We start from the raw sequence: 14,281 nt of genomic DNA on the forward strand, positions 1-14,281 counted from the left end.
AAATTCTATAATAGATTTGTTAGGAATTAAGCAAAAAAAAATAGCTAAAACTAAAAACAAATTTAGGTTTATAGTGCTTTTAAGAATTAGAGCTATGAAAATTTATAATTTATAGAAGTAAGCTTTTAAGCATTTTCAATTTTCCACACCCAATAAATTTATTATTAGAGTGTTGGGTAATTAAGCAGAAAAAATGGCTAAAACCAATATTTAGTTAAAGTTTATAATGCTCTTTATGTCTAAAATCCTGAAAAGTTTATAGAGTAAGCTTTTGAGAATTTTCAATTTTTCTATACCAAATAACTATATTAGCAGTTATCACTTTGAGCGCAGAAACAATTATAAAAAACTAGATAAAAATAGTTAATAATTAACAAGAAGTATCTGTAATACTATAAAGCTTGTAAAAAATAGCGATCGCTACCTGAAAAATAGTTATAGGAAGGGAAGTGATAATTTTTGGATATATCTATTGTGGGAGCTACAAGTACCTCTTTATAATTTGATTACTATATATACAGAAGTACCAGTTATTTGAGCAATATTTTTCCGTTGACTTTCTCCTAATAACTAGGCTAAATAGCCAGGAAATCCATTTTTTTTACTAAGAGTATTCCAGAAATCATCAAATTTTTGACAGCATTTTTCCAAGTATGGTGGTAGGGCACACAAGGTTATTTCTTTCATCGGCTAGCATTTTCTATTGAAAGCCATAATATACAATATCTACACTAAAACTGACTTGACTGCATTTTTTCTTAAAGTCCAGTTAAGTTAGTTTGATCAGAAATAAACTGATGAGTTGCCAAAATAGCACTACCATAAGCTGCATCTGTATAAACAGCTTTAATTGTAGGTACTCCTAAATAACGTCCCCGAATTGTGGTAAAAGTAGAATTCTTGGCACCACCTCCGGCGGTATAAACCTTGGTAAGTGTATCTGCGCTTAATGCTTGCAACAATTCATATCCTCGTAATTCAATTTTAGCAATACCTTCAAGTAAACCATGAAGAAATAATATGGAATTTTCTGGTCTAGGGGCTAGTTTTGGGAGTAATTCCGGATCATTAATAGGAAAGCGATCGCCCTTTTCTAGCAAAGGATAATAATCTAATCTACTTTCAATATTAGGGTCTATTTGCCTACTCAAACTTTCCAACTCAGCTTCAGTAAAAAAATGTCGCAAAACAGCACCTCCAGTATTAGAAGCACCTCCTACTAACCACAAATTTCCGAAGCGATGACTATAAATGCCATATTTACTATTATCAACTCTAGTATGACTCAATAGTTTCAATACCAAAGTTGAACCTAAAGAAGTTACGGCTTCTCCAGGACTATTAGCACCACTGGCGATAAAAGCTGCAATGCTATCTGTTGTACCGCCACAAACAACACATTCAGGAGACAAGCCAAAATTATTAACTATTTCTGTTGTGACACTGTCGACGGTCGCACCTGGTTTAACTACTTCTGGTAACTGAATATTTTTCCCAACCTCAGAATTAACAAAATTATTTAACCAGTCTGGATAACATAAGTCGTTTACATCATAACCTAGTTTCAAAACATTGTTATAGTCACTTACTCCTAGTTTTCCATGAAGCAAAAACCCTAGCCAGTCAGCTTGATGCAAAAAATAATATGTTTGATTTTGATTTAAGGTAGAAGTATTTTCAGTCAACCATAACAATTTTGCGAAACTAGAGGTGACGCTAATAACAGAATGATTAGAAGGGGCAATACTTTTCAATTTATTCATCATTGTCACCCCTCTACTATCATTATAAAGTAGCGTTTCAGTCACAGGTTTACCATCACTATTGCACAATAATACAGTTGCCGAAGTACCATCAATAGCGATCGCTCGAATTTTTCTTCGTATTTCCTGAGGAATATTAGAAATAAGATTAAACAGAGCTTTTTGCCAAACATGAGGTAATTTATTTTCCTCAGTTTCCCAAATATATTTTGTTTGTGCTTTAACCCGAAAATTAGAGTCAATAACAACAGCACGCGCTCCGGAAGTGCCAAAATCAATTCCTAGGTATAAGTTCATTTTCAACAAATATCTGCTATCATTTTAAAGTGTATATAGCAATTATCTAAGTACAGGCTAAAAAGCTTGACTTATCAAACAGGGAAAGGTTTCATAGAACTTAAATCATAATGTCCATGAAGTCTGAATATGAATTAAATTAGTTTACTACAAATAGCTTGAAAAAACTACTTTTCTTGCCATCGAGCCAGAATTAAATTTTTCCCTTTATTTCTCTAGGCTGTATTTAGAAAAATATCAACTTGGCACAAATAGCAACTGTATTTTTATCTAATGCTCAAGTAAGTTTTAATTACAAAGGGCTACAAAGGTTTTTCCCACTTTGATATAGATATTAGGGAATTTTTCCAGGTTATAATTGCTATCATTGATGCTCGCAAAAATGGGTTTTGAGTATTTACTGAAGTCAGTTACAGCTTGGTAAGTATACATACAATATTCTCATTTTAGGAATGAAAAAGGAAATTCTCAAACAGCAGAAGGTCTAGATGTGATCGAAAAATTTGCCTCGTTGTTATAAAAGTAGAGGTTGTGACCTTGAGTTTACTCATATAACTGAACCAGAGCGTCTAACTAAAATGATATTTTTATTGACTTTGACACTGTGTTGGTTACACCGAGTGGTTTTTTGCTTAGATGAGCATTGTTTTGTGATCGTCAAAAAAACATGGGGGTAAAGTTCAAAGTTTTTTCCCTCTGCTCTAGATTTTTGGCGTAATATATTCTTCGATATAACTAGCAAAATATCTGATTTTTATAGGATTTAATTTTTTTTCCTGTACTTAGTGAAAGTCTTTATATGACATCTATTATAGTAGTTTATTTAAATTATAAAATATATATTTTTCAGAATTTACATTAGAGAAAAAAAATATTTTATAGAATTATTTATTGTCTTTAATTAATTTTAGATTATATTTTTTTAATTTATTAAATTAGCAATTATATTTTACCATAAATTAAGGAACTTTGAAGCTTTATTTTAAAAAAATTAAAGGATTTAATATTATTATTAATATACAATAAATTTAAGGCCTAAAATTTTTATTAAAACTAAAATAATACGACGGGGCAAAACATACTAGGTTCAAGCCCAGCTTTGTGTAATTACTGTTTTTAATAATTACTACTTTTTCAATGGTTAAAGCGATGAAAGTTACTTTGTTACAACGTTATCAACAATTATTAGATAAGTTAAATAATTCTAATACTCCTCTATCAGAAAAGGATGTTTTAGATATTTTATTGGCTAGAGATGCTATTTCTAAGGCTTTATCTAGTAAGGTTATACCTGATGCTTCTGTAATCTTGAAAATTCAAGAATTAGATGAGAAACTTAAACAGAATTCTGAGAAATTGATTCAATCTATTAATTTGGCTAAATATCGAAATAATTTCCCTAGGTTGCCTAATTCTTGGTGGTGGGATTTGGATATTTATGTTCAGGAAAAAGCGAGAAAGTCTCACCCTTGGAATCGTTTTGATGGGTTTATTAGAGTTATTAGAGTTATAGTTTGGACGGGAAATTTAACTCTTTTGGGAACTTTGGCTAGTCTTTTTCTGAATAGTGCTTCTGGGTTAGGGGGTGCTTTGACTATTGCTATTCCTAGTATTTTATCGTTACTTCAAGCTCAAAGTGAGTTAACAGAAACGGGAAAAAAAGGGTTTGATAAAGTTTTACAAGTGGTGAAAATTCCTCAACATTTTCATGAGGAGGCAAAGTTGGTTTCTAGTTTATTGATTACAGGATTTTTGTTAAGTATTTGGTTGAATTTACCATCTATTTCTAATGGCTACAAACTGACTGGTCAAAAATTAAGAGAACAGGAAAAGTTAGCGGCGGCAGAAGAGAATTTTTTACAGGCAATTAAGTTGAATAATGATAATTTAGATGCTCGTTATAAGTTGGCAAAAGTTTATGAAGAGTTACAAGATTTGGAGAATGCTAAAAAACAATATATAGTTGCGGCTAAAGCTGGGTTTGTGGATGCCTATAATAATCTTGCTTATTGGTATATTCAGGAAAATAAGAATGAGAAAGGGATAGATTTGTTGAAACAGGGTTTGCAGCTTTTAGAGCAAAAGGAAAAGAATTTTGAGAGGTTAACAGATGTAGAAAAGAGTGATTTAAGAACTGAACAATATAGTATATATAAAAATTTAGGATGGGCAAGGTTTCAACAACAGCGATATGATGATGCTATTGATTATCTTTTGCCGGCAATGGCAATTGCTAAAAATTCTAAATATCAGAAGTATATCCGAAACCCAGGGGCGGCTTTTTGTATCTACAGTAAAATTTTGTCAAAGACAGATCAACTATCTTCTAAAGTGAAAGAAAATTGGCAACAATGTCGTCAATTAATTGAACTTCGTCTAGCTGGAGGTGATACTATTTCTTCTGAAGAAGATGGATGGTTATATGAAGCTAAACAACTATTAAATTAACTAGTCTTATGTTAGGTTTTAGGTTTTAGGTTTTGGGTTTTAGGTGTTAGGTTTTAGGTTTTAGGTGTTAGGTTTAGGTATTAGGTATTAGGTATTAGGTGTTAGGTTTTAAGTGTTAGGTTAATAGAAAGAATGAAAATGATTGAAGTAAAAAGTTATCTGGATTTAACGGTGTGGCAAAAATCAATGGATTTGGTAGTAAGATGTTGTCAATTAACTTCTTAACTAAAGCATCAGTAAGGTGATTTATTTTATCTGCTAAAGTGAAAGGGAATTGGCAATAATATCGTCAATTAATTTAACTTTTTCTAGGGGCAGGTGAGACTATTTCTCCTGAAGAGAATGGATGGTTATATGAACCTAAATAACAATTAAATTAATAGACTTCTCCAAAGTAAAAATCAAGGTAAAATTGTAGTGGCAAATTATATAATATAATGACTAAGTTATATGTTGAATTGGAAATGGAAAATCCAGGTTAGGATGCAGGGATAATTTTGTGGTGAGTTTGGCGATCGCTCCCAGGAGCACATTGATAATTGTTTTCTGGTTGTTAATATTTAAACCTAAAACCTAACACCTAACACCTCAAACCTAACACCTCAAACCTTATAAAAATTTTATGTTGAATTGGAAAGCAAAAATTCAGGCAGGATTAATTTTAATATTTGTGGGATGGGCAACTCCTGTGTTAAGTAGTCCTCTTCATATCCTAATTGATGTTCGGGGGAATGTTGAAGTCAAAAAGGCTGAATGGAAGACATTTAATAAGGCTGAGTCTGGTATGACTCTCAGTAGTGAGGACAAAGTTAAATTAGGTAGTAATGCTTCTTTAATCATTTATTGTAGTGATAAGAATAAAAGGGTAGTGGAGGGACCAGGAACCTATCTTGTTTCTGAGAAATGTCTTCCAGGAAAGCCTACTATTAAAGTATGTCCAAGTTGCAATAATGATGATGCACGTCCTGTTGGAGTTAAAGAGGAAGGGTTAAAACAACTACCTTATCTCATTAGTCCCCGTAAGACTTATGTTTTCAATAACCCCTTAACTATTCGTTGGAATGAAGTTTTTGGAGCAACTCTATACAAGGTTAAGTTTGAGTTGGGAGGATGGGAAAGGGAAACAAAGAAAACCCAAATTGTTTATGATGGGGAGTTGGAACCGGGAGATTGGAATAGTATAATTATAGAGGCGGATAATGGAGCTACTTCTTCAGAAGTGGATGCTCAGAATAGTTGGTTTCAGGTGTTGAAGGATGAGGAAGCAAAGATTTTACGAGAACAAGTAGCGGCTATTAAGCGGCAGGAATTAAGTCGGGAGCAAGAAGGCTTGGTTTTAGCTTATTTTTATCGAGGGAATGAGTTAAATTTTGAGGCTATTCAGGTATTGGAAGGCTTGGTAAAGTCTAAGAGTCAGAGAGCAACGGTTTATCAGTTGTTGGGGGACATTTACCTACAGGTAGGATTGATTTTAATGGCCAAGGATGTTTATCAGCAAGGGTTGGCGTTGACTATGGAGGAGGAGAATAAAGAAGTTAAGGCAATGATACAATGGGGTTTAGGGGAGATAGAATATCTATTAGGTAATAAGAATGGGGCTGTAAAGTGGTTGGAAAAGGCTAAGGTAAATTATTTTGCTTTAGGTAAGCAGCTAAATGAGAAAGAGAAAGAGCTAATAAAGAAAGTTTTCGGTGGAAGTTAATTATGAAAAAAGGTTTGATGAATTTATCTATTTTGTCTGTTGTTACTCTTGTGGGGAGGATGGGTTTTTGAGAATAGAATTTTGTGAAATTTGAAATATAAATTTAAGACGTTTAACTATTATTAAAGGCTCTTAAGTGGAAAGTTTCTATTAAGGTTAAATATTTAATATATAGGAATAGGTTCCTAATCACAATCTTATACCATATTGATGTTTTTATGTTTACAAAAATCCTTGGCAAAAATTACTTAGTCAAAACTTGGTTGATAGCTATTCTTGTTATTAATGGGTTAGAAGTTTTAGTTATGCAGGTTGGAAGGGCTGAGAATTTTGTCTTATCACAACAACCATTAACAACAGAGGCAACTGAAGAGCAGATAATTAATGGGACTCGCAATGAAAAAGGTAAACAGGGAAGTTATAAGCTAAGTTGGCGACAGGCTTCAGCTAAAGAAGAGTCTCTTACTTTTGCTACAGAACTTAATGACGAAGCTTTTGAACTATATAAACAAGGTAAATATGATGAAGCAGTTCCTTTATTAGAGCAGTCTTTGAAAATTAGGCTGCAGTTGCTGGGTGCTGAACATCCTGATGTTGCCACCTCCCTCAATAATTTGGCTTTTCTTTACCAACGTCAAGGAAGGTATACAGAAGCGGAACCATTGTATATACAAGCATTAGATATGATAAAGAAGCTCCTTGGTGCTGAACATCCATTAGTTGCGACCTCCCTCAACAATTTGGCAGAACTTTACAGAGTTCAAGGAAGGTATACAGAAGCGGAACCTTTGTATCAACAAGCATTAAAGATGAGAAAGAAGCTCCTTGGTGCTAAACATCCTGATGTTGCCACCAGCCTCAACAGTTTGGCTTTACTTTACAAAGATCAAGGAAGGTATACAGAAGCGGAACCTTTGTATATACAAGCATTAGAGATGAGAAAGAAGCTCCTGGGTGCTGAACATCCTGATGTTGCCTCCAGTCTCAACAATTTGGCAGAACTTTACAGATCTCAAGGAAGGTATACAGAAGCGGAACCTTTATATCTACAAGCATTAGAAATGACAAAGAAGCTCCTGGGTGCTGAACATCCTGATGTTGCCTCCAGCCTCAACAATTTGGCAGGACTTTACAAAGATCAAGGAAGGTATACAGAAGCGGAACCTTTATATCTACAAGCATTAGAGATGAGAAAGAAGCTCCTGGGTGCTGAACATCGATATGTTGCCTCCAGCCTCAACAATTTGGCTTTACTTTACAGAGTTCAAGGAAGGTATACAGAAGCGGAAGCATTGTATATACAAGCATTGGAAATGGATAAGAAGCTCCTGGGTGCTGAACATCCTGATGTTGCCACCAGCCTCAACAATTTGGCTTTACTTTACTCAGATCAAGGAAGGTATACAGAAGCGGAACCTTTGTATATACAAGCATTAGAGATATTTAAGAAGCTCCTTGGTGCTGAACATCGATATGTTGCCTCCAGCCTCAACAATTTGGCAGGACTTTACAGAGTTCAAGGAAGGTATACAGAAGCGGAACCTTTGTATGTACAAGCATTGAAAATGTGGAAGAAGCTCCTGGGTGCTGAACATCCTGATGTTGCCACCAGCCTCAACAATTTGGCTTTACTTTACAAAGATCAAGGAAGGTATACAGAAGCGGAACCATTGTATCAACAAGCATTAGATATGAGAAAGAAGCTCCTTGGTGCTGAACATCCTGATGTTGCCACCAGCCTCAACAATTTGGCAGGACTTTACAGAGTTCAAGGAAGGTATACAGAAGCGGAACCTTTGTATGTACAAGCATTGAAAATGTGGAAGAAGCTCCTGGGTGCTGAACATCCTGATGTTGCCACCAGCCTCAACAATTTGGCTTTACTTTACAAAGCTCAAGGAAGGTATACAGAAGCGGAACCTTTGTATATACAATCATTAGAGATGAGAAAGAAGCTCCTTGGTGCTGAACATCCTTCTGTTGCCCAAAGCCTCAACAATTTGGCAGCACTTTACTATTATCAAGGAAGGTATACAGACGCGGAACCATTGTATCAACAAGCATTAGAGATGAGAAAGAAGCTCCTTGGTGCTGAACATCCTGATGTTGCCATCTCCCTCAACAATTTGGCTTTACTTTACTCTGCTCAAGGTAACATTGCCTCAGCAGTCCAATACCTTGAACGCGGCTTGGAAGTTCAAGAAAAAAACCTAACTTACAACTTAGCCGCCGGTGCTGAACCTCAAAAAGAAAAATATCTCGAAACTATCTCAGGAGCCAAGGATAGATCCATCTCTCTCCATCTGCAAATAGCACCAAATAATCCAGCCGCCACCACTCTAGCATTAACCACCGTCCTACGCCGCAAAGGTCGCCTCCTCCAATTCTTAACCGCCAGCAGAAAAATACTCCGACAACAACTTGACCCTCAAGGACTACAATGGCTAGATGAACTTGATAGTATTAATAGTCAACTTTCCACTCTACTCTATAACCGACCGGAAAATCTCCCTCTAGAAACCTATCGTGATAATTTTGCCAAATTAAAACAACAGGCAAATGAACTAGAAAACAAAATTAGTCGTCGTAGTAGGGAGTTTCGGACTTCGACCCAACCTGTAACCTTAGAAGCTATTCAGCAGTTGATACCCGCCAACGCTGCCTTAGTAGAGTTTATACAGTATTATCCTTTTGACCCCAAGACAGAGACATGGGATGATCCACGCTATGGGGTTTACGTTCTGAATGCAGAGGGAGAACCCCAAGGCATCGACCTGGGAACAGTTGAAGAAATTAAATCAGACCTAGACAAATTTAGAGTTCTTCTAAAAAAGAAAAGAGCCCCTTTAGAGAAGCTTAAAAAAACCGCTAGAGAACTTGACGAAAAACTAATGCAACCTGTACGTCAATTAATAGGTTCAAAGGAACAAATTCTAATTTCTCCTGATAGTCATCTTAACCTAATACCTTTTGAAGCTCTAGTAGATGAAAATAATCAGTATTTAGTAGAAAACTATAGTATTACCTATCTCAGCTCAGGACGTGACTTACTTCAATTGACTACTAAAGCCAGAAAAACATCACCAGCGTTATTGTTAGGAGACCCAAATTATGAAAAAAAAGACAAAATTGCTACTGAGCGTGGTTTCAATAAAACATCTTCTAATATAGTATTAGGAAGACTATTAAAAACTGCTGATGAAGTCAAAGCCATAGGAAAATTACTAGGAGTTAAACCTTTGCTACGAGGAGCAGCCACTGAAAAAGCTATCAGGCAAGCACAAAATCCTTTTATATTACATATAGCTACCCATGGTTTATTTCAAGAATTTGAAGAAAAAGCTCAAAACCCTGGAGAACTGCCTATCATAGGGAGAAAATCCCTACTACGATCAGGTTTAGCTTTGGCTGGGTTTGAGGAAGAAAATATAGTAGGAGATAATAGTGTTCCGCCAGAATTAGAGCCAAAAGAAACAGACGAAGACAATGGTTTTTTGACTGCTTTAGAAGCCACAGGATTAAAATTACTAGGCACAGAGCTCGTAGTGTTATCAGCTTGTGACACAGGGAGGGGGGGAATTAGTCCCGGAGAGGGAGTTTATGGACTACGAAGAGCCTTTTTTATTGCCGGTTCCCAGAGTCAGGTCATTAGTTTATGGCAAGTTGATGATGAAGGCACAAAAGACTTAATGGTCAAGTATTATCAACGTCTGTTAGATGGAAATATAGGACGAACAGAAGCCTTAAGGAAAACTCAACTCGAGATGCTGAGGGGAGAAGCAGGAGAAAACTACAGTCATCCCTATTATTGGGCTAGTTTTATTCCTTCTGGAAATTGGCAACCAGTTCCTCCAAGATTAAAATAGTGTAAAAACTTTTTTCTTATTCAATAGTTGACATCCTCCCAACGCTTTTACTCCACATCATTCTCTGTAAATTGCCTCTCTAATTGAGTAATTGCCAATTTGATAATTTTCTTAATATCTTCCTCTGACTCTTGTTCCCATGATGCTCGCAACGGTTCTAAAGCACTATCGCAACGAATTTTCATTAAAGACAAAGCTGCAGCCTTGCGAGTTTCACCGCTACTAGGATCATTTAGTAACTCAACCAGAAAAGGAACCGCTGGTTTGTAAGCTAAATTTCCCAAAACTGCTGCCGCTTCAGTGCGTACCTCTTCCGACGAGTCTCCCAGAGCAGTTATCAAAATATTGATCCCCTCCTCTTCTTCTGAATATTGGGCAATTTTCGCGATCGCCCCTACCACAGCAGACCTAACTGCTACCTTTTCAGAATTAATCTCCCGATACAAATGCTCCTTGGCTGCAGAACCAATAAATGCCAAAGCCCAAGCAGCATGACCTTTTATGCTTTCTGAATATTCTGTAGACCCTAAAATTTCCAACAAAATAGGAGCGGCAGGTTCACCTATCCGAGCAAGTGCCCCAACAGAGGAGCCCTTAACCACCGTATCTTCATCATTAACCAGAGCATGGACTAGAGGTGAAAACGTCTCTGGATCCGCAATTATAGCCAAAGCCTTAGCACTAGCCCGTCGCACAACAGCATTTGAATGATTCAAAAGAGCTTCAGTCAAAAAAGGAGCAGCCGGTTTGCCAATTTCTCCAAAAGTCTCAGCAAAACCTAAGCGGACCATTCCCCGGGGATCACCCAAGCATTCTACCATTAATTGTAACCGTTGGCTATCACTAGTATCAAAAGTTTTTTCGGTCACTTGTTGTTTAGTTTCTGCTAGAAAAGTATCTATTTCTTCTAGAGACAAAGTTTTTTGGGTTCCCTCTTCTCTAGGTTCTGCTAAAAAAGTATCTGTTTGTTCTTGAGACATGGAAAAACTATAATAAATTATAACAACTAAACAATTAAAATATACAGGACTTACCGAGCCCAAACCATACATGGTGTAAATTTCATCTAGGTAGGTAAGTCCTGGTAGTCTTACTAAATTTAGTAAGTTCTATCATTCACATAGATCACTATTTAAGCAATAGTCCCCACACATTTACCTTAGGGAGTATATCAAAGAATAGCAATATCAGGAATTTCACCGGAAAAATCTTGGACCTTATCAAATTTGAACGGACCGCTATTTGACCCCCAGATTTTTTCATGAGTATTGACATCATAACCTGTATCTCTGCTAGTCCAGGTTTTTTGAGTAACTTTCACTTCACTAACTAAATAAGTCATTGAACCATCCCCACGAGGAATTAAACACTTATGACCAGGTTCAACTCCTCCTACAAAAGTATCCCCTTGACGTTTGAAAATCATTGCACACCCTTTACGAAGTTCAATGTTATCAGGAGTAAGGGTTGCCAGAATTTCCAAATCTTGTCCCGCCCCCGTATGCAAGTCTGGATCTTTTAGGGCATAATTTTCGACCCTAACACTATCCCCTTGAGGAATAACTCGTTTGACAAACTGATAATGAGGATGCCAAGGATCGTGATCATAAATCTCCTCAGAATAAAAACCTATCCCACCAAAAAAATCATACGGTAAGGGACGGAAAAAGATACGAATATGAGGATTAGTTCGAGCATCTTCTAAAGTGTATTTGATACTACTATATTCACCAGCCAACCAACTGGCTAATGTAATAGCTTGACTTACATTTTCTTGTGTTTTAAAATTTGAAGTTATCATAACCAAAAAAAGTTTGTTTTATAATTTTGCCAATTACAAGTTTTTGAGTTTTAATACCTAAATTAATTAATAACGAGTTTTGACTTTTGAGGCAGCCATGCGAGTCAAAGCTGCTTGAGCTGTTTCACGAATATAAGAATCTACCGTTTCATCCTCAGCAATTTTAGATAATAGATTTGCTATTCGATCATAGTCCTCTATGGTTTTAGGGTCATCTTCAGCACCTTTTAAGACATTTGAAGATACGATCGCCTGAATGACCGAAAGACGCAGTGCAATATCTTCTGTGTCTAAAGCCGACAGTAGAATTTCTAGAGCTGGCTTACCAATTGTTCCCAGAGCACCAGTGGCTGCAACTTGAATTGCAGAACTGGGGTCATTGAGAGCTTTGTGCAATGCATCAATAGCAACTTGAGGGAAAGTCTCTCCAGGATAATCATGAGGAAAGAAACGAGCAATTTCCGAAAAAGCTTGGACACAGGAAGCTCTAACTTGATGGCTGTCATTATTAATCAATTCTTCAGCTAAAGCAGGAATTGCTGGTAGACCAATTACTGTTAAAGTTTGGGTAGCTCCATTACGGTAATTAGGATTTTCATCTGATAAAATCTCTATCAACTGAGGAATTGATTCACTGGTAGGTTCTTCGACAATTTTGCTCATAGCTCTTTGTCGTAAAACAGGATTTTTATTTTTTAATTGTTGATATATATCTGTAGTTACCATAAATAGTTGACAAATTAACTAATTTTGGGGTATAATATTGGATTATAATTTAATTGATAAAACATTAGACTTTAGCTAAAACTGGCCAATCTGAATCTAATGCACAAATCTTTCTACCAATATCATCCCTTAAATAGTCTAAAGCAAGTAAACGAGTATAGTTAAATTTCCCAACTTTTGTGTTAGAGCAAAGTTTAGCATCAGGAATTGATTGTTAACTACCCAGAAAGCTAAGGGAAATAGTCGCAGCGATTTTTAGTGTATCAATAAATAAGTCTTGCTTCTGGATATAATTCTCACATCAATTGACTTAGCCCGATAATAATGGCCAGAATTAGTATTGTAGAGTTGTTCAATTACTTTCTCCAGGCTGGGCTTTTCAGAATATTCATCAGCCATGTTTATATTTTGAGAATTATCCCATAAAGCCAATTCCCATCAGTAATGCTAAATTTTTGTCAAACTTCAATTATTAAATAATTAATTAATATAATATAAAATAAATAACTTTTTTATTCTCTTGGAAAAAGAAGATTATTGTCAAGATAAAAATTGTAGAACAGACCTCTACCTGTTTTATGTTTAAAGATAGCTATTCTACAGAGTTGATTTGATTAAGGACTGACGCATAAGCACTATATCTAGTAGGGGAAAACAGCCTTAAATCTACAGATATTGTATGATTTGATATTTTTGGTAAATCTTGTTATTTATTATCAGTGGCACCAGCTTCCCGAAGAATATTTTCCATCTCTTTTAAATTAAGTTTTTTAGCATATTTTAAAGGACTATAGCCCCAGTCATTTACTGCATTGACATCTGCCCCTTTCTCTAGCAACAACTTGACTACTTCTTTGTAATTACGTGAAACTGCCCTCATTAAAGAGGTAGCATTTTCCTTGTCTTTGACATTAACATCAGCACCCTGCGTAATTAGGGATCTGACTAATTCTAGCTTCCCTTCTTTACTAGCTTGCAAGAGGGCTTCATTTAGGTCATCAGTATCACTCATTTAATTATTTTTTGAAAAACACTCCTTAATCACATAGTGAAGGAAGCTGAGTCCATTACTTAACTGTTCCAGTCAAATAAAAGGCTGCAGAATCCTTCAGCTATCAAAAATCGTTACTTTTTTCTCATTTGAGACATACCTATGATTAGGACATAGCGTTGATCACGTAATCAAGATATGCTGTTAATTCAGTTGCTGCTTGACCAGACATATCACGAGGAACACAAAGGCGGTCACGAATTTTAGCTAAACCAGTCACATAAGTATCAGTGCTAATTCCCAGTGCTTTATAAACTTCACGAGCACCTGCAATACCCCATTCATCAACAGGACCTGTACCACCAACTACCAAACAATAATTGATTAAACGTAAATAGTGAACGATGTCACGCTTACACTTGCTTTTTTGAACTTCTGCACCAATATCTTTGCCACTTCCACTGGGGTATTTAGCATAAATTGCGTCAACAGCTTCTTGAGCAACCGCATCATAGTTAGAAGCTAATTTTTCTGCAGCTTCCATACGAGCTGCTGCACGTTGTAAACTACCTTGAACTGACTCTAAGTCAGAACTACTCGGATAACGACCACCTAAATCTGCAGATGCAATTGTTGTGGTTAAAACTGATTTCATAATTGAGATTCTCCCCTCTTAAAAATTGTAAA

The 14,281-nt window shown here is 35.9% G+C and carries 9 protein-coding genes; 3 read left to right on the forward strand and 6 right to left on the reverse strand.

Annotated elements, in window-relative coordinates:
* Positions 1-758: 758 nt before the first annotated feature.
* Positions 759-2,060: an FGGY family carbohydrate kinase gene (locus tag TERY_RS04525; RefSeq protein ID WP_011610743.1), complete on the reverse strand. Its 1,302-nt coding sequence runs from the start codon at positions 2,058-2,060 to the stop codon at positions 759-761.
* Positions 2,061-3,197: 1,137 nt separating this feature from the next.
* On the opposite strand from TERY_RS04525, the gene TERY_RS04530 reads away from it, so the two are divergent.
* The 3 genes from TERY_RS04530 to TERY_RS04540 all read left to right on the forward strand — a co-directional run bounded on the left by TERY_RS04530 (position 3,198) and on the right by TERY_RS04540 (position 10,076).
* On the forward strand, positions 3,198-4,508 hold the full coding sequence (locus TERY_RS04530) for a tetratricopeptide repeat protein (RefSeq protein WP_011610744.1): 1,311 nt from the start codon (positions 3,198-3,200) through the stop codon (positions 4,506-4,508).
* Positions 4,509-5,130: 622 nt separating this feature from the next.
* On the forward strand, positions 5,131-6,210 hold the full coding sequence (locus TERY_RS04535) for a tetratricopeptide repeat protein (protein WP_011610745.1): 1,080 nt from the start codon (positions 5,131-5,133) through the stop codon (positions 6,208-6,210).
* Positions 6,211-6,428: 218 nt separating this feature from the next.
* Positions 6,429-10,076, forward strand: coding sequence for a tetratricopeptide repeat protein (locus tag TERY_RS04540; protein ID WP_011610746.1), 3,648 nt, complete (start codon positions 6,429-6,431; stop codon positions 10,074-10,076).
* A 47-nt stretch (positions 10,077-10,123) separates the two neighbouring features.
* Here TERY_RS04540 and TERY_RS04545 read toward each other — a convergent pair whose 3' ends face one another.
* The 5 genes from TERY_RS04545 to TERY_RS04565 form a co-directional block, all read right to left on the reverse strand.
* Positions 10,124-11,056 (reverse strand): HEAT repeat domain-containing protein, encoded by a 933-nt coding sequence (locus TERY_RS04545; protein ID WP_155994307.1) that lies wholly within the window; start codon positions 11,054-11,056, stop codon positions 10,124-10,126.
* A gap of 191 nt (positions 11,057-11,247) precedes the next feature.
* Positions 11,248-11,877 carry a chromophore lyase CpcT/CpeT gene (locus TERY_RS04550; RefSeq protein WP_011610748.1) on the reverse strand — a complete coding sequence of 210 codons (630 nt, stop codon included), beginning with the start codon at positions 11,875-11,877 and terminating at the stop codon, positions 11,248-11,250.
* A 66-nt stretch (positions 11,878-11,943) separates the two neighbouring features.
* A complete protein-coding gene (locus TERY_RS04555; protein ID WP_011610749.1) occupies positions 11,944-12,603 on the reverse strand; it encodes a HEAT repeat domain-containing protein in 660 nt (219 codons plus the stop codon).
* Between the two features lie 706 nt (positions 12,604-13,309).
* Positions 13,310-13,615, reverse strand: coding sequence for an ankyrin repeat domain-containing protein (locus TERY_RS04560; protein ID WP_011610750.1), 306 nt, complete (start codon positions 13,613-13,615; stop codon positions 13,310-13,312).
* Positions 13,616-13,760: 145 nt separating this feature from the next.
* On the reverse strand, positions 13,761-14,249 hold the full coding sequence (locus tag TERY_RS04565; protein WP_011610751.1) for a bleomycin hydrolase: 489 nt from the start codon (positions 14,247-14,249) through the stop codon (positions 13,761-13,763).
* Between the last annotated feature and the right edge of the window lie 32 nt (positions 14,250-14,281).

This window comes from Trichodesmium erythraeum IMS101, assembly GCF_000014265.1.
GTDB classification, from domain to species: Bacteria; Cyanobacteriota; Cyanobacteriia; order Cyanobacteriales; family Microcoleaceae; genus Trichodesmium; species Trichodesmium erythraeum.